Raw genomic sequence first — 24,446 nt, 5'->3', positions numbered from 1 at the left:
AGCAATGGCGACTGACGGAGAGGGATGAACTAGCCGCACTGGCGGTGAACCTCACCGCCGCCATCGTCCGCACTCATGCGCTCAAGCGGACCACCTCTGTCCGATCAGGAGCGACGGCCACGACACTCGACGCGATCGGCGCACCACGTGGGTGTGGAGACCCCCCGGAGGGCCTCCACATCCAGGGAAGAATGATCGCTTATTCGGACCACCAGACCACAAACGCCGGCAGAATGCCTCCGTGCCTGCCCCTGACCCGTCTTCTCCCTCCGTCTCCGCCCGCATGAGCCGACAGAGTTCTCGCGACACGGCTCCCGAGGTCGCGGTACGGCGACTCCTGCACTCTGCGGGGATGCGTTACCGAGTGAACGTTCCCGTGCCCGGCGCGGCACAGCGGACGATCGACATCGTCTTCGGCAAGACCAAGGTCGCCATCTTCATGGACGGCTGTTTCTGGCACGGCTGCCCCCAGCATGCAACCCAGCCGAAGGCGAATGCGGACTGGTGGCGCGCCAAACTCGACAAGAACATGGCACGTGATCGTGAGACGACCGAGCTCCTGCGTTCTGCGGGCTGGACTGTCTTGAGGTTCTGGGAACACGAGTCCGCCGAGGATGTCGTGCGCCAGATCGCTGTGGCCGTGGCTTCCAAGCGTCAAACGCTGGGTGGTCCCTGAATCAAACCTCTCGGCCCCGACTCGTCCTCCATGGCGGGCAGGCATCGGCGGGCGCTCCACCGGGAGTTCGCAATCGCCGGCGTGAAAATCGATCGGGGGCGCCGCTTTCCCTTATCCGCACCCAACTCACCCAATAGTGTGTAGGTCCTGTACGAAGGTGACGGGCCGATGAGCACCTCTCAGTGCTGTGCCATCCATGAAGCGATCCTCGATGGCAGAAGTACTCCGGGGTGCGAACGGCTCAGCGAACGAGAGCGGGGAACGGTCGACTCCCATGACCGATGAATTCGACGACATGTATGAGACGTTCAAGGCACTCTTGGACTCGTTTCCTCCCTCGGAATCCGTCAAGCGGCTGGAACAGTTCGGGATCCATCCGGACGTTGTCCAGCGGATCCGCGAGCGCCACGAGCAGCAGACCGTCCGTATCAAGGAACTCGAAGAGCCGCACGCGGTGGTCCTGGGCAACCGCGACACCTGGTACACGGGCCCGCAAGCCAAGGACAAGTGCTGGCCCGCCATCGTGGACCTCCTCGGCAAGGACGGTTGGCCCCGAGAACCCGCGATCAGAGCCCTGGACGACTCCTCCACCCGCGTCGTCTCACTGCTGAACCACCCCAAGGAGAAAGCGTTCTCCACACGCGGCCTCGTCGTTGGATATGTTCAGTCCGGTAAGACGACCAACTTCACCTCGGTCATGGCCAAGGCCGCCGACCGCGGCTACAAGTTGTTCATCGTCCTTGCCGGCATCCACAACGGCCTCCGCCGGCAGACCCAGGCCCGACTGGTTCAGCAGCTGGTGGAGCCGAATCCCTCGATGTGGTCCCAGCTGACCGGGTTGGACAAGGACTTCACCCCGCAGGAGAACCCTGCCTCGTACTTCGGGGGAAGCAACAAGACGCGTGTGCTGTGCGTGGTGAAGAAGAATGCGGCAGTTCTGCGCAAGCTCGCCCGATGGCTCGAAAAGGCGTCGGACTATCTCCAGGACTGTCCGGCTCTGATCATCGACGACGAGGCCGACCAGGCCACCGTGGCCACATCGTCGATCAACCCGCTGATCCTGGACATCATGGGCTGTCTACCGAGGTCCGCCTACGTCGGCTACACAGCCTCGCCTTTCGCCAATCTGTTGATCGACCCGAGTGCCGAGGACCTGTATCCCAAGGACTTCGTCGTCAACCTTCCAAAGCCCCAAGGTCACTTCGGCACGGAGGTCCTTTTCGGACGCTACGCGCTCGACGGTGAGGACCCGGAACAGGTCGACGACGGCTACGACATGATCCGCTCGATCCCCGACGAGGATGTGCCGTACGTGCGCCCGGAGACCCGGGCTGACGTCGAGGGTTTCGAGCCCGTCATCACCGACACCTTGCGGAGCGCGGTTGAGTACTTCTGGCTCGTCACGGCCGCCCGCCGGGTGCGGGGCACGGGCAATGAGCACAGCACGATGCTGGTCCACACCAGCGTCAATACCGCGGTGCACAACAGCTTCAAGAGACCACTCACACGTCTGCGTGAGCAGGCAGCGCTATCCCTGAGGGACGCTGACTTCCTCACTCGACTGCGGGATCTCTGGGCTGGGGAGACCCAGCGCGTCCGGGCCGAGGACTTCGGCGAGGAGAAGGTGCCGTTCGAGCAGTTGCTGCCCGAACTGCGCGGAGTCCTGGACAGCTGCCGCATCATCATGGACAACTCCAGCAGTGAGGACCGCCTCGACTACGAGAACGGTCCGGTCGTAGCCATCGCCGTGGGTGGTAACACGCTTTCGCGGGGCCTGACCCTGGAAGGACTGTCGGTCAGCTACTTCGTCCGCGCCGTCTCGGCGTACGACACCCTGCTCCAGATGGGACGTTGGTTCGGCTTCCGGAACGGCTACGCCGATCTGCCCCGGATCTGGATGACGGACGAGTTGGCCGAGTGGTTCCGGCACCTGGCCACGGTCGAGACCGAGATGCGCCGGGACATCGACACCTATATGACAGAAGACGAAACTCCTCTCACGTTCGCCGTCCGCCTGCGCACTCATCCCTCCCTGCGCGTGACCGCAGCCGCCAAGATGCGTGACGCCGTCACGGCAGCTTCGTCCTACGGCGGCAAGCGGGTCCAGACCCACTACTTCCACACCAACGCCGACTGGTTGGCCGGGAACATCGACGCGGCACGTCGTCTGGTCGCAGCCTCCGCCGCGAGTGCGGCCAAAGTGGAACGGCGCCCCACGGACGGCCGCTACATCTTTCGCAACGTTCCTCATGACCTCGTGATCGGTTTCCTGTCGGCGTACAAGTTCCATGAGAAATCCCCTGAGAACGACGCGGACTTGATCACTGCCTACATCCGGAAGCGAGTCGCCGCGGCCGGGTCACTGCGCCGCTGGAACATCGCGGTCGTCGGCAACCCGAAGGGCGACGGCTTCACTTTTGCCCCCGGTGTGACTGTCGGGCGCAACAACCGTGCCCGACTCGCGGTCAGCAACGCCGACCCTGACTTCGCCGACATCAAGACCCTGATGAGCCGTCGCGACGCGGCGGTGGACCTGGCCGAGGGCACGTCGAAGTTGAACGAGAAGGGAATCATGGACAGGCGCCGCGTCGAGCTTCCGGACACCGGTCTCCTCGTTCTGTATCCGATCGACAGGGTCTCCGAACCGGACCCCACAAAGACAGCACGTGCGCCCTTGAACGCCGAGGAGCATGTGATCGGCGTCGGGTTGGTCTTCCCCGAACCTTGGGACAAGGACAGTGCGGTCGAGAAGTACATCTCCGCGAACCTGTCCAAGGTACGGATCGAGGAGGAGGACTACAGCCTCCTCGTCAGCGAGGACGCATGAACGACGACACTCTCCACGGACTCGTCGAGAAACGCTGGACGGCGCTGGAAGCCGAGCAGACCACGGGTGAACGTCGCCTGCGGGTCTCCCACTTGCCGGTCACCGGCGATCACGGACCCTTGGCAGTCGGCGTGGACCATGGAGGACACCGCCATCTCCTGGTTCCGGTCCACTCACACCGAAAGATCCGTCCCGGCTTGGACGGACCGGTACTCCAGCTGCGCAAGCGAGCGCTGGAGGACGAGGACACCTACCAGACCTATGCCGACCTCGCCTGCCTGCGTGATGACCTCCGTGATCTGTTCACGGAACTGTGCGTGGACGTGCTGGAGGCCTCGAAGGAACTGCCCGAGAATCCGGTGAAGGCGCTCTATCGAGTGCTCGACCGTTGGAGAGCACTCTTTCGAACAGAGGAGGCTCCCCTTGGGCCCGAGCAACTCGCTGGATTGTTCGGCGAGTTGACGTTACTCAACCGCCTGCTTGAGAAGGATTCGAGCGCGCACCGCCTCTGGCGCGGTCCCGAGGGACACTGCCACGACTTCTCGACCGGCGTCACTGCCGTCGAGGTGAAGGCAAGCACCGCCTCTGAAGGCCGCAGACCACAGATCCACGGGCTCGACCAACTCGAAGCACCGGTTGGCGGTGATCTCTGCCTGGTCTGGTTCCGTCTGCAACGCACCACGATGAATGGTTCCGGCACTGCGGTGGTGGAACTGGTGGACCGCACACTTCGACTGTGTGACGACGAGGGGGCTCTGCTCGAACTTCTCGCGCAGGCCGGCTATCGCCCTGTGGACGCCGACCGCTACCACAACATACGTTTCGTGATCAGCGAGGAGCAGTGGTATTCCGTGGGCCCCGGCTTCCCCGGGTTGACGGGCCGAGCGCTCGCCGCGGCAGGCGTACCGATTTCGGTACTGGACGTGGAGTACACCATCGACCTGTCCGGTGAGACTCCGGCACCCATGGAACCCGACCAGATGTCCCGGGTGATCGACTGCTTGATCCAGGAGTCCGTGTGACGTTGCCCAGCTGGTTTGCCCAGCCCTATCCCCCGGAAGGCGCGAGCGCCGCCGAGGGCATCCGCAACCAGCTCGGCCGGCCTGAGCTCGACCTTTTCACCATCCTGGTCCGCGAGTCCGCCCAGAACAGCTGGGACGCCCGCCTCCCCTCCTCATCCGTTCCCGTCGACTTCCGCATCGACATGCGAACAGTCGGTCCCGCCCACTCGGGCGCTTGGCGAGAGCTGCTGCTCCACGGGGCACCCGACAGCGCGGAGAATTTCCCACTGCGCGATACCCTCCGGCGTGGTCCGATCCGGTTCCTGGCCGTCTCCGACCGAGGCACTCGCGGACTCGGAGGCCCCACCCGCGCAGACGATGCCACGGGAACCGACCGTGACTTCGTCTCTTTCATCCGCAACATCGGCGAACCGCGAGACGTTGCACTGGGTGGTGGCACCTACGGCTTCGGCAAGGGCATCTTCTATCTGCTCTCCAAGCCCGGCACTGTCCTCGTGCACTCGCGCTGCCGAACCGCACTGGGCGGCCTCGAAACCCGGCTCATAGGCTGCACCCTCTGGAGGAGTTACAAAGCCACCGAGCCGCAGGGAGACCGCCGTTACACCGGTCGACACTGGTGGGGCGATACCTCTGGAGAGGTAGTCGAACCTCTGATCGGCCAACAGGCGGAGGCGACTGCACAGCGCCTGGGTCTGAGACCCTTCGGTCCCGACGAGACCGGCACGGCCGTTGTTGTCATCGACCCCAACCTTGACGACCTCGCGCCGAACGAAGCAGCCGATTACCTGGCTGAGACCATCACCTGGCATCTGTGGCCAAAGATGATCTCCGTGGGCAACAAGCCACCTGCCATGCGTTTTTCCGTCGCCTGCGACGGCATCGAACACCCCGTGCCCGATCCGCAGGAGACCCGGCCACTGAACATGTTCGTCTCGGCCTACGAGCAGATGACCGGCTCGGCCGGCACCGATCTGGAGTGCAGGAGGCCCAGACGACATCTGGGACGCCTCGGACTGGTCAAGCGGATCATGCCGCCGCTGGAACCGACGCGCGCGTCTCGAATGCTCGACATTGAAAACCTGGTCCACCACGTGTGTCTCATGCGCCCGGCAGAGCTCGTCGTCACCTACCGGCCGGGTCCAAAGCCTCCGAGCGAGAACCAAGGGTATGCCGGAGTCTTCCGGGCCGACGTGAGCATGGACGAAATCTATGCCAAGGCCGAACCACCCACGCACGACGCCTGGAACCCTCAGTCTCTCGAAAGACCCGAGAGCACCTACGTGCAGACGACCTTCAGCCGCATCAACGAGGCGCTGGACAGTCTGCTCTCCCTCGGCGGAATCGCCCGCCCCGGAGCCAGCAATGTCGCTCTGGGAGCGGCCAGTTCAATGTTCTCGGGCTTGGTGGGTGGCGCGTGGGGAATCGGCGGAGCCACCGCGTACACGAAGCCCGGCAGCACGTTCACACGCGCCTCGCGGTCGGAGGAACTGGAGGAGGACACCGTCCCTTCGGCCTCGGCCCTTCCCGTTCCGAAGGCAGCGCCCGGTAAGGAACAGCCCTCAGCCGGTGATGCGGTCGGTTCAGGCGGCTTCGACACCGACCGGCAGTCGTTCGATGGTGTGCCGAAGCACAGCGAAACCGACATGCCACGACGTCGTCCGCGCGTGCAGTACGTCGGCGATCCCTACTTCGACGATCACGACGACGTTTCTGTGCTCGTCCAGGAGTTCCGACTGCCGGTCCTCGGAACCCAACGGGTACGGATCGATCTCGCCGTCACACTTCCCGGTTCGAGTGGACGCGAGACCGATCCGCCGATCGGGGCGAGCATGCCTGTGCTTCTCGGTTGGGAGGACGGCAACGGACTTGTGCACTCCTCAGAGGCGTGTGTGATCGAGGGCGGCGAGGCCGTCTGGCGTGCGCTCGTGCGTCCGGCACCGGACACCATGACCGAGATCGGCATCAAGGTCGAGGCGGTGAGGGCTTCGTGACACGGCGCGCCCTTCCGTATCGCTCTCCTTCCGAAGACGTCGTTGTCGTCGAACCCTGGCTGTTGGTTACCGAAGACGGTGAAATTCCTATACCCGAGGCCCTGCCTGACTGGGATTACCAGATGGACCTGCACCTGCGCAGAACCGTCCGAGTCGATCTGCGTCGGGCTCGCTCGCAGTCCGGCCTTCCGATCGATACGGCGCTCATGCTCGCGGCCGTATGGACCGCCACCGGCTCCAACCTCAGTGGGCCAGCCCAGCACGTGCGGCTGACCGACGACGACACACGCAAAGTGGACCTGGATGTGCGACTGCGTGGTGCCGACCTGGGCGGCTTGCTCCTCCTGGACACCGCCCTCGTTCTGGCCGAACGGCGGAGTGACGCCCGCCCCTCCTCACCACGTCGGGCAGGCTCCGTGCTGTGGAGCGATCGGGACACGTTGCGTCTCCAGGGCGATGCACCCCAGTTCCCGATGGCTGTGATCGACTTCGCCCGCACATCCTTCCCCGACAGCGCGGCCTGGCACCTTCAGATCAGTGGCGGCTTGGAGAGCGCCACCATGGGGTCCCTGCTCCTGCTGATCAACGAGCGCAACACGGTGACGGCAACCGCCTTCAAGAACGCGGGCAAACCTGGACCGGTCGACCGGATCGTGCTCTCCGCGGTGTACGCGGATGCCGCCCGGACCATGATCGAGCACGCGCTCGGAATGGACGACTTCGTCGAAGACTGCGAATTTCCGGACGGTTCGCTGGGCGCGACCCTGGTCAGCCTCTTCGACCAGTTGTTCCCCGGCCAGTCGATCACTGACATTCGTCTGCGTCGACACCAGTCACCTGCCCTTTTCGCCTCGGATCTCCAGGCGGCGGTCAAGATCTTCGAGGTGTCACGATGAGCTTTCTCTACCCTCGTTTGCTCGCCGAGCAGGCGAGACCACTGTTCGAGGCTTACCGGACGCTGTCGATTGCCGAGCTGACCGGTCGAGCAACCGTCTCCCACGAGTCAGCCGTGTACGTGGCCACCGGCGGAGACCGGATCTCCGCCGACCGGCTTCGAGAGCTACGGACGGGTGTTCTCGATCTCGCCGGCCGAGCAGGTTTTCCCGACGACTCCGACCGCACACGCAACGCCGATTTCGACCTCCGACTCGCCGCTCTCCTGCACGCCGAGACGGGCATGGTGCCGGCCGAGGCAGCCTCCCGCGACGTCTGGGCCTTCCTCGCACTCGTCCTGCTCCCGGACGTGGCTTTCTGGCGCTACCCCCAACCGCCCAAGGACCGTGTTCTCGGTACGGACCTCACCCGACACGTGTTCGGTCGGTTGTGGTGGCGAGCTCAGCTCGTACGCTCCCCCGACGCTCCGGATCCGTACAGCGCCCTCAGCATCCTCGGTGAGGCCGCCTTCGACCAGATCTACGCACGCCGGGCCGCACTTGGCGGGAGTCCCCACCTTGTCCGTTCCATTCTCCGCGTCTGGAACGACCTGGACCTTGCAGGGCACAACGAGCGCGACACCCTTCGTGACTTCCTCAAGAGACTGTTGCGGCTCGCCCCGTTCGTGCTCTTCGACGGCGTCGCGGAAGGTGCCCTGGACGACGAGCTACTCGCTGTCGCCCAGGAGTCCGTCGACGCCCAACGACCGGCGTCCTCTCCCCCGGTGGCCGGCACCACGCAGTCCGGACAGTCCGCTCCGGTTGTCGTCGAACCGACTGTCGCCGCATCTCAGGAGGCGGAAGCATTGCCTCCCGCCTCTGCCCCGGTGGTCGAGTCCCGTCGGTTCAGGTCGGTGGAAATCTGTGCCGGAGCCGGAGCGCAGGCACTCGGACTGGAGCGAGCCGGGTTCGACCCGGTACTACTCGTCGACAGCAAAGCGGATGCCTGCTTCACTATCGACCTCAACCGGCCCGCCTGGGACGTGGTCTGCATGGACGTTGTCCAGTTCCACCCGAACATGCGCCAGGAGACGCTGGGCATCGACCTGCTCAGCGGCGGACTCCCGCGCGTGAAGTCCACTGCGACCGTGGGTCGTACCGAGGACACGGAGGAGCGTGGAGTCCTCCGGGCCTCGATCGGACTGGCATGCGCCATGAGGCCGAAGGCCGTGCTGCTGGAGAACGTCCCGGACCTGGTCGAGAGCCCGCATTTCGAGGCCGATCGTTTGTGGATCGAATCCGCCTTGCGGGATGCGGGCTATCGGTCGAGTTGGCGAGTCCTCAATGCGGCGGGCTTCGGTGTGCCGCAGAACCGCAGCAGCGGGTTCCTGGTCGCCCTGCAGGAGCCGTACTTCTCCCGCTTCTCCTGGCCCGAGCCAGACCGGGTGCCTTCACCGACCGTCAGTCAGGTTCTCGGCCCGTCCATGGCCGCACGTGGTTGGCCCGGCGCGGAACGCTGGATCAAGGGTGCGGACAGAATCGCCCCGGCACTCGTCGGCGGCTCCGATCGACGGGGCGGCGCCGACCTCGGTCCCACCGGCAGCAAGAAGGCTTGGGCCGCACTGGGTGTGAACGGCAACAGCCTCGGCGACGAACCCCCGGGAGCCGATTTCCCCTCGGACGAACACCCCAAGCTGACGGTCGATCAAGCCGCGATGATCCAGGCAATCCCGGAGAACTGGCGCTTCTTCGGAGGAAAAACCTCCAGATATCGCCAAATTGGTCATGCTATGCCACCTCCTCTCGCCACTGCGCTGGGCCGTGCCATCGCGGTCGCCCTGGAAAGCTAAGATCGCCGCATGTACAATCGCCGCCCCCTCGACCCCGAACCCATCACCGTCGTCGACCTGTTCTCCGGCTGCGGTGGTTTCACTCAGGGGTTTCACGAGTTCCGTCCCGAGGGTGTAGAGGACGGCGGTCCCGTCTTCCACAGCATCGCGGCAGTCGAGCACAACGCCGCAGCGGTTGCCACGTACTCCGCGAATTTCGGCAGCGCCCGGCCGGACAAAGCCTTCCCGCAAGCCCGCGTCCACTTCGGCGACATCGAGAAGTGGGAACCGACTCCTGAGGCCCTCCACGCCGATGTAGTGGTCGGAGGACCTCCCTGCCAGGGCTTCTCGGCCTTGAACCGTGCCAAGAAGGGCAGCGATCGCAACCGGCTGTGGGAAGAATACGTTCGCATCGTCGCCAAGATTCGCCCAAAGGTCTTCGTCATCGAGAACGTCGACCGCTTCCTCAAGTCCGACGAGTTCGGCAACCTGCTCAGCCAGGTCGAGGAAGGTGGCCTACTGGCCGACTACGAACTCGTCGATCCTCCTGGCCACGAGCCCACCGACACCGACGAGCAGAAGAACAAACGGTATTTGCTCAACGCCGCCAACTACGGGGCAGTCCAGGCGCGTCGACGAGCGATCGTCATCGGAGTGCTCCGCGATGTCGGCAATGACCGCAAAATGACATACCCCTCAGCGACGCGTGTCCGACGTCCGAAGCGCAGCGCGGGGTTCCCGGCCGTTCCGCTCGACGGCGTCGATATGGAGTCCACGTACTGGCGAGCAGTGAAGAGCGTGTTCGAAGAGTCGGCCCAACTGGAGATCAAAGGCACTGAGCTTCCGGACGGCAAGGACCACATCCCCGAAGTGGACTCTGTGATTCCGGGAATCTTCACCACTCTCGATCTGCACTTCGGCCGCAATCCGGAACCCCTCTCAAGAGCCCGCTACCGCGCCATCCCGGAAGGCGGTAACCGCAAGAACCTGCGTGACAAGTGGTACACCGTGGATGAATTCGGCGAAATCCATCTCTTCAATACCCCGAAGCCCGCAGGCGTGAGGACACCGGTCGACTATCTCTCGACCACGAGTTGGGACAATCACAACACCGGCACCGGCGACGTCATGGGCCGGCTACGCATGAACGAGCCCTCAGTCACCATTCGAACCGAGTTCTTCAAACCGGAGAAGGGCCGCTACCTCCACCCGACCGCGCCCCGTCCGATCACCCATTACGAAGCCGCTCGCATTCAAGGGTTCCCGGTCGAATTTCGCTGGTGCGGATCGAAGACAGAGATCGCCACACAGATCGGCAACGCCGTTCCCATCCCACTCGGAAGAGCCATTGCCGAGGCGATTCACACGTACTTGCGCGGATGACCGAGGTCCAGGCGGTGCCCAGCCAATTGAACTCGCGCCAATGCGCCGCCAGGGCGACTACACCCTTGAGCGAGAAGCCAAAACACTAGATCCTGACGGACTTGTGAACCTTCTCCGAGATCGCCGCGAGGTAGCATCTCGCGCCGTGTCGCTCGTCACCCCTCGCCCGCTTCGAAATGCATCTGGGCCCGGTCCAAGACATCATCGGCATCACGGCCGTGCGCCCGGAGCCAGTGGAGAAGGTCGGCAATGGCACCGATGACCGTCTCCTCCGCCGTAACTGTGCTCAGCCGCCCAGGGCCGACTGTAGCCAGCGGCTTCGCTCCGCAGTAGAGACCGAGCATGTGCTCCGCTCTTGTCACGTGAGACGCCCTGCGATGGCCGTTGGGCGAAGTCAGGCTGGTAGAGAGCTCGCACCACGTCACCTTCTGGTCAGCGAGGAGTTGGACGCCCCAGCGGTCAGCAGTGCAGGTGACGAGCTCCATGCCGCGCCCCGATTCGGAGTTGACGTCCTCGCCGAGGAGCGTGGGCAGAGCCCGGGTGTCGGGGTCATGGACCTCGATGCGCAGGTGGGTGCCCTTCATGGAGACCGCGAGGGTGGTGGGGGTGCCGGGACCCACGTGGGTGATCACGTTGGCCACGAGCTCGCTGACGCAGAGTTGGGCCGCGTCGACGAGCTCGTCCAGGCCCCAGAGCCCCAAGTGGACCCGCAGTACACGCCGCAGGCCTGCCACTTCCTCGGGCTCCGCCAGGAAGTGAAGGTCCCACGGCTTCCGTGACATACATGCTTCCCGGATCACGAAGACCCCTCTCGTCGCATGCCGTCTCCCCCGACCCAGCTCGAATCAGCGGAGCGTTACACGCACTCACAATGAGTTGCGTCACTGGAAGGATGGACCGAGCGCATCCCTTCATGCAATGTGCACGGCGGGATTCCCACTTCCGAGTGATTGGCAGGCGGCCCTCTTGGCGCAAGACTGAACGCCCGCTATCCGAAAGAGGGTTGAAGTGGCCGGTTCACCGACGGCGCGCCGTCGCCGTCTCTCGATCGAGCTGAAGAAGCTCCGTGAGAAGAGCGCGCTCACCTGCGCCCACGTCGGCGAAGCGCTGGATTGGAGCGGCTCCAAGGTCAACCGGATGGAGACGGGCAGCGGCAGGGTCCAGCCGTCCGACATCGACGCCCTGTGCCGGTTCTACGACACCAGCGACGAGCTGCGCGAGTTCCTCAAGTCGCTGGCTCGGCAGGCCAAGACACGCGGTTGGTGGCAGGTGCACGGCGCCGGCGTCCCGGAGTGGTTCAACATCTACATCGGCCTGGAGCAGGACGCCTCCACACTCCGCCAGTATCAGTGCGAGTTGCTGCCTGGCCTGATGCAGATCGCGCCCTACACGGCCGAACTCCACACGACCGGCGCACACATGTCCGTCGAAGACATCGACCGTGCGGTGCGAGTACGCATGGAGCGCCAGGCCATGCTGACGCAGGCTGGCGCCCCCGACGCCTGGTTCATCGTGAACGAGGCCGCTCTGCGCAATGTGATCGGCGACCGCGCACTGATGCGGGAGCAACTTGAACACGTGCTGGACGTATGCGAGTTGCCGAGCGTGACCTTGCAGGTCCTGGCCTTCGACTCGGGCACCTACCCGGCCACCGGCTCGTTCACGATGCTCGGCTTCCCTGACCAGGCGGACCCGGACATCGTGTATCGGGACGGCATCACCGACGCGGTCTACCTGGAAGGCGAGCATCATGTACGTGAGTACACCCGGGCCTTCGACGGGCTCAGGGCTGCTGCCTTGAGTCCTCAACGCTCCGGTCAGCTGATCAAGTCCGTCATGAAGGAATACGCAGGATGAGCATTGCGAGATCCGTGATCGACGACCTCCCGACGTGGTTCACGTCGTCGTACAGCAACGGCGCGGGGGGCGAGTGCGTCGAGTGTGCGCTCACTGGTGACGGTGCCCTTGTCCGTGACTCCAAGAGTCGCGGAGGGCCTGTGGTCGTTGTTCGAGGTCAGGCATGGGAAACCTTTGTACGAACGCTGTGCCACGGGAATCTGGAGGGCTGACCAAGAGACAACGCTCTTCCGCCAACGGCTGCTGCGCGGCCCCCGCCCCGCGTGATCCATACCTCGCCGGAAGCTGATCGTCTAAGCCTGTGCCGAGCCCGCTGATGGTGTCCCGCCGGGGACACCGTTGGCGAAATCGGTGCTGTCAGGCAGGGTCCTCTGCGAGTGAAGCGCCAGGTCCCGGCGGGGGCGAGTGGGGTTTTGGTGAGCCCTGGTCGGTACGGATGAGGTCGAGGGCGGCGGCGGTCAGGATGTACTGGAAGCCGGTCTTGTCCAGTCCGCGGTAGCGGGTGCGGCGTAGTCCGCAGCGGCGGAGTCCCTGCGTGACCGTAACGGCCGTGGTGCGGCTTCCAGCGGACGCTTCATTGGTGTCCCACGATGTGGTGTAGGAGTTCTTGGTGCGTGAGTTCTCGATTGTGTCCCTCCAAGGAAACCACTGCTCCACAGCCGTCCAAGAGTCGTCACCGGGGTCGCCGAACCTCCGCCAGAACGTCTTCCAGCAGTCCCGTCACGTTGCGTCCACCGAGGACCAGTTGTCGATCCAGCAGCCGATTACCGGTTTCGCAGGACGTCTCGCTCACGAGCGAACAGCCGTGGCAGGCGGAGAGGTTGAGCTGCGAGGCTCCCTGTCGGTCACTCTCGATACAGACAGGGTCGTTGGAACAGAAGTCCGTATCCTCAAGCGCCGCCACCAGCAGGGGGATGAGCTTCTCCGGGTCCCCGAGCCTGACAAGGCCGCCCAGTGTTCCCTGCGCATCCCCTGCCGCGGTGTAGATCAGGATGCCCGCAGTCTTGTCGGTGCGATCGGAGTTAGCGTAGATGCGCTCTTGCAACGCGGCAGACGCATAGCCACTCGCGAAGGCCAATCGACGGATGAGCAGGTGCGCCAGTGTGTGAAGGGCCACGAACCTGGGCTCCGGCACGTCGAGGCGGCCGGCCAGCGGCGAGTCGGCCCTGCGCGCTTTGAGGATGCCAGCACGTGCCTGCACCCCCTTCTGCGCCTCCCAAGCTGTCAGCTCCGCCTCGTCGAACCGTAGGAAGATGCCCTCTCCAAACAACTCGATCGCCGGATAGACGGGCTCATATTTCTGGTTCGCCCCCAGGTCGACGCCGATCAACTCCGCTTCCGCGTCATGGCGCCGGAATCCTCGCAGAGCACGGACTTCCCGCACCCGACGTACCTGTCCGATTCCGCCGATCCTGCTGATCAGACTCGTGGGCCCAGGAACGCCTTCGAGGCTTCGCCCGTCAACAACGAAGTCACTGCCGCTGCCGTCACGTCCCGCGTCGAGTTTCTTCAGGAACGCCGCCCACTCCCCGTCCTTGAGGTCGAGCAACATCTCACCGGCGGTACTCTCCTCTCCCGCCGCAACGGCCAGGACGATCTCCGGTGTCACGCCGAGATCTTGGGCAATCCACTGAGCCCCCGTCTCCGCCAAGGGACCACCGTTGTCTGCCACAACCTTTGCGAACAAGGCATGTCCACGGATGTTGTCTGCTGCTTCCACGGACGGGGGGCGTTCCTCCGGTATGTCGAGTGCCGAGATGGTCTGGGCGATGTAGTTGCCCGTGGCACCGCGCTGAACGGCGACCAGGTCGTGGGGGCAAGCTTTCTTGACCGAACCCTCCGGCTCCCAGGGCTGACGTCCCTCGCAGCGGATCCCGTCTCGCTTCAGGGCCCCCTTGGCCACCAGTTCCGCGAAGGAGCGTGAATTCCCGCACCCGTAGCACTTGACCACCAGTGACGCGAGGCCTTCGCCGCGCTTGGCCAGCTTGTGGAACCTGAGCGCCTTGTAGTCACGACAGAAGCGAACTGCTTCGCTCTTACTGACCGCAGGTCCCCGGTGCGCCCACTTGAACCAGGGGATATCCCGGACATGGCTGCCTTTCTCGCAGACGGCGATGTATCGCATCGGCACGAGGTCGCCGCCACACTCGCAGGTGTTGCTCCACTTGCCCTTCTTCTTCCCGGTCAGCTTCGTGAGTTTGTCGCAGCGCTCGCAGAACCTCCAGGCCGGAAAGCGCCAGTAGGGCAACGCGGACGTCTCCTTGCCGGCACGGCCCGCATGCGCCGGAGGTTGCCTCAGCTTTCCGGCTCCGAGCCTCGCCATAAGGCGCTCACAGCTGATCTCTGGGGCAAATTTCGTGTCCCACCATGATGTGTCCGGCGCCATGAGGGACTCGCCTCGGATGTCGACAATCGCACCTACGCCGAAGGGTGAGATCGTCTCAGAGAGCCGCAGGTCATGCCTGATCTTCTCCATCGAGCACCTCCTCCTGCGGTTCCTGGACCTCAACTGCCACGCTTGGCTCGACCGACCTCATCGAATCCGCGACGAGCCATCCTTCTCCGGGCTGTCCGAAACTCTTCAACAGAGCTGCCTGTTCATTCTTCGTCCTCTGGTAGTACAGGGGCTCATCCGAGTCCCGAGCCAGTTGCGCCCGACGATCCCAATCCGTCAGAAGGCTCCACAGCGCATGCCTCGTGTCGGTCGCTTCCGACCCGTCGGAACGGTGTACGTAGCCCAGGAACCGGTCCACGATTCCTTCGACCGCGTTGCGAATCCTGACATCGCCGAGGTCGAGCTGACCCGCCTCGTCATTCTGGGAGAGCGGAGTGAATGACTGCCTCAGCAGTGCGACGAGTGCGCCGGCGAGGGACCTGTCGCGTGAGGACAACGACCATGGGGTGACACTCGTGGGCTCCACACTGCGGTACAGCGCCTCGTGATAGCCACGGAAGGTCTCGAAGTGGGACCGGTCGCGGGCTCGACTCGACCTGAACAGCGTGACGACGATCCCGTTGGTATCGCCACGTCCAACCCGGCTGGTGGCCTGGATGTACTCGGCTGTGGTCTTCGGCTGCCCCACCATGAGCATCAACGCGAGCCTCGGGATGTCGATGCCGACGGAGAGCATGTTGGACGAGAGAACCACATCCACGGCATCCGGCGACTCGTCGACCTTGACACGCAGCGCACGTAGATCGTTCGGCAGTTCCTCCGCTCCACGGCGACTCGTAAGCTCGAGGACTTTTCCCGCCCTCACAGGCCGGAGCGGGAAGCCGAATCGCTCCGCGCGAGGCTCGAGCCGGCCGTTGACGTCGTCAACGACCAGCGTCCCTGTACGCCCGAGCTCACGAAGACTGTTGTGATACATGACCAGCGTCCAGTAGGCGTCCCGCGAGGCGGCGGACGAGGCACGGGCGGCCAGCGCTTCCGGCATCTCCACCATGGGGGTGGCTGCGGCGATGACAGCCGACGGTTGGGAGACCGACTGGGGCATCAGGCCAACGTAGAGGCGTCCTTCTTCGTTCTCCACCGGGCGGGAGAAAAAGGTCCGATCGTCATCGAGTCCGGAGGGGGGATACAGCGCGACATCCCGGCCGTAGAGCCCTTGAACCTGTTCCTCGGACGCACGAATGGTGGCCGTCGACGCGACGATCTTGGGACTGGATCCCGTCCGGCTGAGCAGGAGCTGGATCACCGCGTCGAACACGGCGACGGTGGTACCGAGCGGCCCGGAGAGCAGGTGCAGCTCGTCCTGGATAATCATGGACGGCTGCCTGTAGTTGGTCCCCAGGCCCAGAAGCCTTCCTGCTTCGGGCCTGAACTGCAGACGCGCGAACTTGTCGACCGTCGCCAGGAGTATCGTGGGCGGTTCCTCATACAACACTTCGTCGACGACGGCGAGCGGAAGCTCGTCGGCGAATTCGCACGACTCGTCGAGGCAATGGAGCACGACGTCCTTGCCCGTCAGACGCATGCCGTAGCCCTCTGGCTTGTCGCTCCTGAGTTCCGGCACCATCGGCGTCAGGCACCAGGGGCAGCTCTCCACCTGAAACTCGTTCGCCTCCTCAGGACGTGCGGCCTTTTGCAGCCGCTTGAGGGCGTCCCGTGCGTCTCCACGCGTGCGGGGCGTGACTTCGTTGCCCACCCAGAGGCCGATCGAGAACGGTGCCATCCCCTTCACGCGTTCGTCCATGGCGCGCAGTTTTTCCATGGCGCAGATCAACGCGGCTGCGCGTTGGAACTGTTGTGCGGTCAGCAGTCGCAACGTATACCGCGTGATGACGGTGGTCCCTCCGCCAGCGAGACCGTGAGCGAGCCTTCGTCGGAAGATCTCAATCGCAGCAAGGCCCAGGTACGCCTCAGTCTTGCCACCGCCCGTCGGGAACCAAATGAGGTCCACGAGGTCCCGGTGCTCGTGCTCGGCATCGACTGTGGATGCCAACGAGACAAGCAGGAAGCCGAGTTGGAACGGGCGCCATTCCGGCTCCGGCACCTCGTCATCGGGTTCTCCACGGTTGATCCTGGCCTGACGCAACTGAAGGCGCATAGCGGCCATGCCAAGCGAAAATGCCCTTCGGAGTTCCTGCCCATCTGGTGCTCGGAGAAGGTCCAAGCCCTCCCTCATCCTGTCGACCGCGTCCAGAGAACGCCTGGCGATTCGGACGGCCACGTCCTCGTCGTCGCCGAAGGTCTTTGCTCGTTTCATCTGCCGGTCTGCCCAGTTGGCGAAGGCATCGACAAAGGCGTCCAGGCTCCGAATCGCCGCGTCAGGGTCGGAGTCGATCTGCTCGAGGTAAGCCAACTGCAGAGACTTGGCCTCTGCCGTCCCTTTGTCGAAGCCGGTGGTCTCAACGGCAGGAACCACAAACGCGGGCACGGGGTCCAGGAAGACTTTGGCGCAACGGCCCTCAGTGAAGTACCAGTCCGCAGCCATTCCGTGCCCGACCGCGTAGACCTTTCTTTTCCGATAGCGCAGGCGCAGCTCGGCGGCCTCACCATCGGAGTCGAAGGAACGCGTCGTGTCGTACTCCAGAATCTGTGCTTCGGCGGACGGCGTCACCTTCAACTGAAACTGAAACAGCGTCAGAGAAACATCGAGCCGGTCGTCACCGGTGGATTCAGTCAGGTTGCGAACATGCACTGTGACCAACGAGTCGCTTCCGAAGTCACGCCAACGTGCTCCGACCTCGACCTTGACACCACCGACAACCAGGGGCACAGGCGCACCCCCTCGGGGGAGCCCGATTTCGTCTTTGGAGAACCGACTACGCTGCCACCTCGGCGGTCCATCCCCGCTGGCGGGAGCATACGTGCCGCACGAGAAGTCGACGTCGACGGAGTCGCCGTCGGTAACGAAGGAGATCGCGACGGAGGACGGCTTCCAGTCCTCGGCCAGGGGCACCTGGGCAGCGTTCTCCTCAACGTCGCCCTCGGGAACGTCCGGGGAGATCTCCTCGTCGTCCGTGTCCTTGCCGCCAGAGTGCTCGGTTGACTCCTTGACGGGGAAAAGCATGCCAACGGCGTACTGCCGGTGGGGGAGGTTTGCCGTGACCTCCTCGTCTCCCCCCTCCGGCCCGACGTAGGACGCCCGGAGGTGTCGCAAAGCCTCCTTCTGGGCTGCGGTGAGGTTCACTTGCCAACCTGCTCTCGGAGAAGGTCCTGAAGCCGCTTCTTGTCCTCCTTGGAGGCGACCACGTGGAGCGTGACGCGGGCTCTCGTGATGGACACATAGAAAGCGGCCACTCCGCGGTCGTCGTACGCCTGTGGCAGGTCACAGACGATGACGTGTTCTGCTTCCAACCCCTTGGCGAACCGTGGGTTCGTCACCAGGAATCCCGCGTTGCTCCTGAATGGTTCGCCATTCGACGAGACGCTGATGAGCCAGATGTCGTTTCGACCGGCCCCGTTCGCCACCAGTTCCCGGGCCACAGCCTCGGCCTCGGAAACATCGGCCGGTCCGGCCGACCACCGCCATGCCACCCGCTCGCCATTGACTATGGCCGGGTCCCCGACATCTGCACCCAGATATTCCTGCACAACATGGACGATCGCCCGGGTGTTCCGCACGTTGCGGTCCAAGTCATATTGCAGTGCCTCCTGCTGCACTAGCTCGCAGACATCCGGGTCGAATTCGCCATCCACACGCGCCTGGTTGTTGGGGTCGAGGAACATCCTCCACCGACCGCGTTCACGGCCACCGCAGATCACGGAGTCGAGTGCGTCCATGCCTTCGGCGTTCATGAGGTCCTGTGCCTCGTCGACGAAGACGACGTCGTACTGCTTGTCACCGGACAGATCGGCGAAGGGAAGGAGATCGATGTCCCTTCCCTCGATCCGCGGCCCGAAGAAGTCGACGAGCGCTGGCGAGTGGAAGGTTATGAGAACCGACTTCCCCTGCCCGGCCTCCTGCTTCGCGCCTTCCGCGAGCACCAGGGACTTTCCGGTCCCCGCGCCGCCGAAGACGAGCATCCTCGGATTGCGGGAAAGCGCCGCCAAGACCCGGGCTTGGCCCTCCGTCGCCAGGTTCTGCTCCTCTATCACCGCGCCCCGCTGGGCATCGATCACCGGCATGCGCGTGAACTCACCGAAGAGCCGAGCCCGTAGAACCTCAGGGGTCGCGATTCTGGTCCCCCGAGGAGCGGTCCTTGCAGTGCTGGCGACTGTTTGAAAGGCCTCTGTCATCCCGGCGATGCTCATCCGGTCCTTGGCCCACCAATGGCTCTCCTGCCACCCGACGGCTGCAGGAAGGGATTCGGTGTCCGGAGTGATGGCAACCGCCTCGGCCGCGAACCAGCCGACCCGTTCTTCCTGGAGTATCTTGCGCAACGCGTACATGGCCGACTGCGCCTGGTCCATCGGGGACTCGCGCAACCTGTTCCAGTCGCCGCGGCGGTCGATCGTGTACCAGACTCCGTTGTGCTTCCCGACGCCCCCGCCCTTGACCTCGATGAGAATCACGACACCGCCCCAGAGCACGACGAAGTCGGCCTCCGCCTGCTGCTTGGCCTCGTGACTGCGCAGCTTGACGGAGTAGAAGGCGACCGCGTCCTGGGGTCCCTCGACGGCCCGCAGGAGCCGGGCCACCCGTCGTTCGGCGTTGCTGGTGGCTGTCGCCTCTATGTCGGAGAGGTCCGGTATGAGTATCACGCGCCCTGCTTTCGCCAGAGGTCCTCGTAGGCCCTATATCCAAGGGCGTCGTTGACCGCGCCGAAGTTGTCGGCGACGTCCACGATCAGGCACTCGGGCTTGCCACCGTTCGCGAGACCGCGCAGGCCGCGGCCGGCCATCTGGATGTAGGCGTTGGGGCTGAACGTCGGCCTCGCGATGTACAGGGCCCGGACACCGGGGGCGTCGAAACCCTGAATCAACAGGTCGCAGTTCGCGAGAACCCGGATCTCACGGTCCTTGAATTTCTGGATGACTTCGCGCCGCTCCTGCCGTCCGGTCTGACCGCTGACTGCTTTGGCTGTGCGGCCTCGATAGCGAAGCGTCGCCGCAAGCACCTGGGCGGACAACACATTGGGGGTGAAGACGAGGATGGGCCATTCCGGGTCCTGGCTCAGAATGTGGTCGACGAGAATCCTCATGCGCGCCTGGTTCTGGCCGATGCGATCAAGGACCTGGGGCTCGAGCTTGCGCATGGACTGCACCTGGGCGAGTTCGCCCGGCTCCAACCTCACCTCCACGCCGTCCAGCACCTTGTGCTCGACCCGAGCGAGTACGCCGATCTTCGACAGCTCGTCGTAAGGATTGCCGTCGAACGCCGCCATCCTGTGCGTACCGAAGCGAGCCACCAAGTCGTCTGTCTGCCCGGAGTGGACATCCGGCCTGCCCTTGAACGGCGTTGCCGAGATGCCCACGAGCGGGCGCTTCCAATTACGGCCGTCGACCCCGAGCCACCGGAAGATCTTCGTGTACATCGTCGACCCGCCGGCTCGATGTGCCTCATCGACGAAGACGGCGGTTGCCTGACTCAGCCACTCGTACTCAGCCGAGTCGACCAGTACGTTGAGCTTGGCGTCCGTGGCCACGACCACGCTGAACTCGGTGTCGGGCTCATGGACGACGTTGGTGTGCCACAGCCTTCCGATCGTCAAGGGACGCTCGTCGCCGAGCCCACGCCAAACAGTGCTGAACGTCTGCACCGCCTGCTCGCAGAGTTCCTCCGACTGCGCGATCCACAGGACAGTCCCGCGCAACTCACCCTCGATGAAAAGCCGCAGCACGGTTTCGGTGGCAACGCGAGTCTTTCCTGCTCCCGTCGGTAGTTCCACCATGCCCTTTCCGTGGCGCCCCTCCGCGTTTCGAGAGGTGAGAACCTCCCGCAGTTGCCGACTGATGTTCTTCTGGAAGTCGTGAAGAGAGTTGAGCTTCACAGCACCGGGCACGACGAATTCCTCGTCCTGGCGGTGAGTTCGGCGCCCGGCGTACTTGGCTCCGAACCCCATCTTGCGGAGCCAAGCGATCGTCGACGCCCCGCCTGCCCATGTCGTGGGAACGTCCGGGTACCCCTCGGCCCTGAACTCAGCTGCGAGGTACTTGATGGAGTCACTTCCGTAGACGGTCATGAAGAGGTCGCCGACGGACGTCGTCCTGTCCACCAAGCCCTGACTCTTCAGCGCCTGCCAGAGTCCCTTCGGCAAGTTGTCCCTCAATGTGTCCTCGCCGAGAAGGATCTCGAGACGTTCTGCATCACTGGACGCCGCACGTGCCGCCTGCCGTTGCTCCTCGAGCCGCTGCTCGATGCCTTCTTGAAGGACACCGCTCATTTCGGCGTTCGTGAACTGGAGACCGAATGCCTCGTTGAGGATTTCCAGAACACGTCGTTCATCGAGGTCCGCACGAACGACCAGCGTCAACCCGTCGAGATGCCAATCGAGCGACTTGTCTTCGACTCCGTCTTCCGTGGTCACGCGCTTTGCAATGTGCACGGCTTTGGCCACTGACGCGTTCATGACCTTGTCGTCGACAAACATCGAACGGAGCCCGGTGTACACGTCGATGACGCGCTCCGCGTCCTGCCGACCGTCGACCAACAACGAGAAGGAGAAGTTGTCCTGGAAACGGCGGCATCCGACCGCCTCGACGAGCAGCTCCACCTCGTCCTGAGCCGCCCACAGAAACGGCTTGTGCCTCTCACGGAGGAGTGCCCGCTCCTCCTCGGTCGTCGCCAGGTACACCGCGTCGGGCCGCTTCGCCTCGACCGCGCGCCCCACTCGGGCAGGGATCAGCGGAGGATGGGAGTTGGGGTAACCGATCTCCCCGGCGGAGAGGACGAACGCTGTTAGTGTCGGATCCTTGATCGCTGGATTGACAAACTCAGCGTTGAGTGCCTCACACAACACCTCGGCAGAGACGTCCTTCAGCACCTTCGGCAATTCCAGGAGATCCTCGACGCGCCGCGGTCCCCGGAAGAGGGGCAACAGGGCCTCGAACGTGACGAGCGCGGCCGACACCACCTTGCGAGGTTCTCGGTGGCCGCGAGTCGAATTCAGCAGGCCCGCCCGTTCCACGGCCCATCGGACGGGGGAAATCACTCGGTACCTGTTGCCCGTGTCGCTGTCTTCACACGTCCAATAACCGTCCTCCTCGAACCCGAGCAGCTGGACCGACCACGTCTCCCGAATGCTGGGGGCTGCCTGCGCCTCCTCCAACATGAGGAGCACCGAGAACGGACCTGCCCCTTCGTTCTTGTCGAACGCCACCCGCTCGATGGCACGCTCACCAGGCCCGAGTCGCCTGTTGAGCTCGTCCAGGACGTAATCGCCGTACTCCTGGAAGTAGGTCTCGTCCTCGACCGAATAGGACTTTCGCGGCGCGTGGACAACTCCTGCCTCGTGCGCGAGCTGCGCAACGCATCGTGACCGGTCCAGCGTCCGCTCGGGAATGCTGTTGCCAAGGCCATCGATGTCCAGCACCTGCTCGGGCGGCGCCCACCCACCGTCGCAGGTCGGGACCGGGACCCTGAAGCCTCCCGCCTTGCGGCCAGCGACAACCTTCTGCGCCTGCATCACGGGCACTTCCTTGGCTGCCTCCCAAAACTTCGGCAGTTCGTCGCCTTCCGGTTCCGAAGACAGCTTGGCCATCCTGGTCTCGAAGACGGCCATCGGATCGAGGTCCCGGAACCCTCTGTCGGTGAGCTTCTTCTCTACACCGGGGAGAGCGAGGAAGTCCGGGCGGACGAAGCTCGCACCCTCGACATCCTCCTCGAAGCCCCTGAGGAAGACGTGGCCACGGTCCTTGATGGAGCGCATACCGGCGGTCGTCGGAATTACCTTCGCGGAGTTGATGCCCTCGACCTTTGGGTTCTGCACGACGAACTCGAGCGCCTGCGCGGCCGACCGCGCGTCGTTTCCGTCGGCCCACTCACGCAGCCACGTCAGGACTCCCGTTCTGGGGATCTGCTCCAGGGCCCTCATCTCGTCTCTGGACCGCCGGTCCAGAGAATCGGGATCGACGCTGTTGATGTACAACTGGCGCAGACGCGTCATGCGCTGGCTGTTGGTGTAGCAGCGCCAATGTGGCACATCCTCGCGGGTGTTGGGTGACTTGATCCACTCTTCGTGGTCCGCTTCGGACGCGCCGACTCCGAAGTCCAAAGGGCGGAGATCCAGAGCCATGCGCAGGATGCCGGTCGCGTCGGGTACCAGCTCTTCCTTGGCTCCGAGGTGCGGAACATGAGCGCAGAGAACGTCGTCGCCCAACGAGTAGGTCTCACGACCACGCGCTGGCATGTAGTCCAGGTGCGCGGCCGGATCGTCGCCGGAGGAGACCTTGGGCAACATATCGACGAACATCTTCGAGAGAGCCACGAGGATCTCCCTATTGTAATCGTTCTCCAGCAGTGTGGTTCGGTCGTCGTTCACGCTCCAAGGCGCGTTGAAGAGGGCGGACGCAGAAGTCCTGTCCTGGAGCGGGAAGTACGACCAGAACTCGCCCAGCCTCAACTGGGTGATGCGCGCGGGCATGGCAACCGTGACCTTTACCTGGCCGCGCGACACCGCCTCACCGACCTCCATCCGGGCCTTGGGACTGGAGGTGTGCATCCTGTCCTCGACGTACCAGTCGTCGTGGCTGCCCTCCGGACGCTCGATGCGGAACCGGCCGTCGCCCAGGCGGCGTGACACGTGGCTCGTGTCGAAGTCGCCGTCCGCCCCGATCACTCGGAGCCGAACCTCGCGGACCGCCTTGACGAAGAGGAGGAACTCCGAGCGGAACTCCTCGATCTCCTTCCTGAGGCTCTCCAACTTGGAGGCACGCGGCAACCTGACGATCGTCGTCGCCCACTGAGCGAGTTCTCCGAGAATCGAATCCTTCTCGAACTCGGACTTGGCGTCGATTCGCGTAATGGTCCGCAGGATCGGCAACCTCTTGGCCGGCGACCCGATCGAGGCGAACGCCGCCTTCGCGTTGGCGGAGTTGCACTCGAAGGAGATCGATCGACTAAAGACCTGAGGAGCATCGGTGACGGCCAGCACCGACTTGAACCCGAGCCCGAACCGCCCGATCTCGTCGCCCCTCTTGGCACTGAGATGTGCGTGAGCGATCGCAGTGAGACCACTTTGCGAGAAAGGGCGACCGGCGTTCGCGCAGTACAGAGTCTGGTGGTCGAGGTCGAGGACGATTTCGACACGTCCGGCCCCCTCCTCGTGTTCGGCAGCCCCCGACATCGCGTCGGCCGCATTCTGCACCAGCTCCAGAAGCGTGCGGTTGGAGTAGCCACCGACCCGTATGGACTCCTCATGGTTGGCGTGCTCCGTGATCAAGTTCGGATTCGCACGATACGAATCGATCGCCCGCCCAAAGATGTCGTCCACCTCGCGGGCCAACCCCGCGTCGGGAACCCACTCGACACGCTTCCCTGTCACGCCCGCACCGCCCCCGCTGCCGACACCGCAACGCACCACTGCCAGACCTGCACCTACGTGGCTCCTGAACGTCGATCGCCATGTTCCTCAACGATGCGTCACAGCACGCACCATCAAC

At 64.2% G+C, this 24,446-nt stretch carries 14 protein-coding genes; 9 read left to right on the top strand and 5 right to left on the bottom strand.

The features are described 5' to 3' along the window. Nucleotides 1-283: 283 nt before the first annotated feature. The 7 genes from OG734_RS30855 (at nucleotide 284) to OG734_RS30825 (ending at nucleotide 10,600) form a co-directional block, all read left to right on the top strand. Nucleotides 284-676, top strand: coding sequence for a very short patch repair endonuclease (locus OG734_RS30855; protein ID WP_330293849.1), 393 nt, complete (start codon nucleotides 284-286; stop codon nucleotides 674-676). A 274-nt stretch (nucleotides 677-950) separates the two neighbouring features. Further along, the gene (locus tag OG734_RS30850; RefSeq protein WP_330290708.1) at nucleotides 951-3,503 is read left to right on the top strand and encodes a Z1 domain-containing protein; all 2,553 of its coding nucleotides are present in this window, start codon (nucleotides 951-953) and stop codon (nucleotides 3,501-3,503) included. Next, nucleotides 3,500-4,525, top strand: a complete 1,026-nt coding sequence (locus OG734_RS30845) for a PD-(D/E)XK motif protein (RefSeq protein ID WP_330290707.1) — start codon at nucleotides 3,500-3,502, stop codon at nucleotides 4,523-4,525. Before OG734_RS30850 ends, OG734_RS30845 begins: the two co-directional genes overlap by 4 nt. Then, nucleotides 4,522-6,516 (top strand): hypothetical protein, encoded by a 1,995-nt coding sequence (locus OG734_RS30840; protein ID WP_330290706.1) that lies wholly within the window; start codon nucleotides 4,522-4,524, stop codon nucleotides 6,514-6,516. Before OG734_RS30845 ends, OG734_RS30840 begins: the two co-directional genes overlap by 4 nt. Next, nucleotides 6,513-7,412 (top strand): hypothetical protein, encoded by a 900-nt coding sequence (locus OG734_RS30835; RefSeq protein ID WP_330290705.1) that lies wholly within the window; start codon nucleotides 6,513-6,515, stop codon nucleotides 7,410-7,412. Before OG734_RS30840 ends, OG734_RS30835 begins: the two co-directional genes overlap by 4 nt. Continuing rightward, nucleotides 7,409-9,238, top strand: coding sequence for a DNA cytosine methyltransferase (locus OG734_RS30830; protein WP_330290704.1), 1,830 nt, complete (start codon nucleotides 7,409-7,411; stop codon nucleotides 9,236-9,238). Before OG734_RS30835 ends, OG734_RS30830 begins: the two co-directional genes overlap by 4 nt. A gap of 9 nt (nucleotides 9,239-9,247) precedes the next feature. Then, nucleotides 9,248-10,600: a DNA cytosine methyltransferase gene (locus tag OG734_RS30825; RefSeq protein WP_330290703.1), complete on the top strand. Its 1,353-nt coding sequence runs from the start codon at nucleotides 9,248-9,250 to the stop codon at nucleotides 10,598-10,600. A gap of 155 nt (nucleotides 10,601-10,755) precedes the next feature. Here the strand turns inward: OG734_RS30825 and OG734_RS30820 are convergent, their stop codons facing one another. Next, the gene (locus OG734_RS30820; RefSeq protein WP_330290702.1) at nucleotides 10,756-11,382 is read right to left on the bottom strand and encodes an ATP-binding protein; all 627 of its coding nucleotides are present in this window, start codon (nucleotides 11,380-11,382) and stop codon (nucleotides 10,756-10,758) included. A 226-nt stretch (nucleotides 11,383-11,608) separates the two neighbouring features. Here OG734_RS30820 and OG734_RS30815 point away from each other — a divergent pair, with 226 nt between their 5' ends. Then, nucleotides 11,609-12,457, top strand: coding sequence for a helix-turn-helix domain-containing protein (locus tag OG734_RS30815; RefSeq protein WP_330290701.1), 849 nt, complete (start codon nucleotides 11,609-11,611; stop codon nucleotides 12,455-12,457). Then, nucleotides 12,454-12,669 carry a DUF397 domain-containing protein gene (locus OG734_RS30810; protein WP_330290700.1) on the top strand — a complete coding sequence of 72 codons (216 nt, stop codon included), beginning with the start codon at nucleotides 12,454-12,456 and terminating at the stop codon, nucleotides 12,667-12,669. Before OG734_RS30815 ends, OG734_RS30810 begins: the two co-directional genes overlap by 4 nt. A 461-nt stretch (nucleotides 12,670-13,130) precedes the next feature. Here OG734_RS30810 and OG734_RS30805 read toward each other — a convergent pair whose 3' ends face one another. The 4 genes from OG734_RS30805 to OG734_RS30790 are packed head-to-tail and all read right to left on the bottom strand — an operon-like array spanning nucleotide 13,131 to nucleotide 24,328. Continuing rightward, a complete protein-coding gene (locus OG734_RS30805; protein WP_330290699.1) occupies nucleotides 13,131-14,933 on the bottom strand; it encodes a DUF1998 domain-containing protein in 1,803 nt (600 codons plus the stop codon). Beyond that, nucleotides 14,914-18,093 (bottom strand): helicase-related protein, encoded by a 3,180-nt coding sequence (locus tag OG734_RS30800; protein ID WP_330290698.1) that lies wholly within the window; start codon nucleotides 18,091-18,093, stop codon nucleotides 14,914-14,916. The genes OG734_RS30805 and OG734_RS30800 overlap by 20 nt, the downstream gene beginning before the upstream one ends. Next, nucleotides 18,090-19,607: an NERD domain-containing protein gene (locus OG734_RS30795; protein WP_330290697.1), complete on the bottom strand. Its 1,518-nt coding sequence runs from the start codon at nucleotides 19,605-19,607 to the stop codon at nucleotides 18,090-18,092. The genes OG734_RS30800 and OG734_RS30795 overlap by 4 nt, the downstream gene beginning before the upstream one ends. Next, on the bottom strand, nucleotides 19,604-24,328 hold the full coding sequence (locus tag OG734_RS30790) for a DEAD/DEAH box helicase (RefSeq protein ID WP_330290696.1): 4,725 nt from the start codon (nucleotides 24,326-24,328) through the stop codon (nucleotides 19,604-19,606). The genes OG734_RS30795 and OG734_RS30790 overlap by 4 nt, the downstream gene beginning before the upstream one ends. Nucleotides 24,329-24,446: the final 118 nt, after the last annotated feature.

The organism is Streptomyces sp. NBC_00576, from assembly GCF_036345175.1.
GTDB lineage: Bacteria > Actinomycetota > Actinomycetes > Streptomycetales > Streptomycetaceae > Streptomyces.
This window is presented reverse-complemented; position numbering and strand designations above follow the sequence as displayed.

Coding starts and splice junctions, on each gene's coding strand:
- OG734_RS30845 (WP_330290707.1), top strand. CDS start 3,500: ATGAACGACGACACTCTCCACGGACTCGTCGAGAAACGCTGGACGGCG.
- OG734_RS30820 (WP_330290702.1), bottom strand. CDS start 11,382: ATGTCACGGAAGCCGTGGGACCTTCACTTCCTGGCGGAGCCCGAGGAA.
- OG734_RS30810 (WP_330290700.1), top strand. CDS start 12,454: ATGAGCATTGCGAGATCCGTGATCGACGACCTCCCGACGTGGTTCACG.
- OG734_RS30850 (WP_330290708.1), top strand. CDS start 951: ATGACCGATGAATTCGACGACATGTATGAGACGTTCAAGGCACTCTTG.
- OG734_RS30830 (WP_330290704.1), top strand. CDS start 7,409: ATGAGCTTTCTCTACCCTCGTTTGCTCGCCGAGCAGGCGAGACCACTG.
- OG734_RS30825 (WP_330290703.1), top strand. CDS start 9,248: ATGTACAATCGCCGCCCCCTCGACCCCGAACCCATCACCGTCGTCGAC.
- OG734_RS30855 (WP_330293849.1), top strand. CDS start 284: ATGAGCCGACAGAGTTCTCGCGACACGGCTCCCGAGGTCGCGGTACGG.
- OG734_RS30805 (WP_330290699.1), bottom strand. CDS start 14,933: ATGGAGAAGATCAGGCATGACCTGCGGCTCTCTGAGACGATCTCACCC.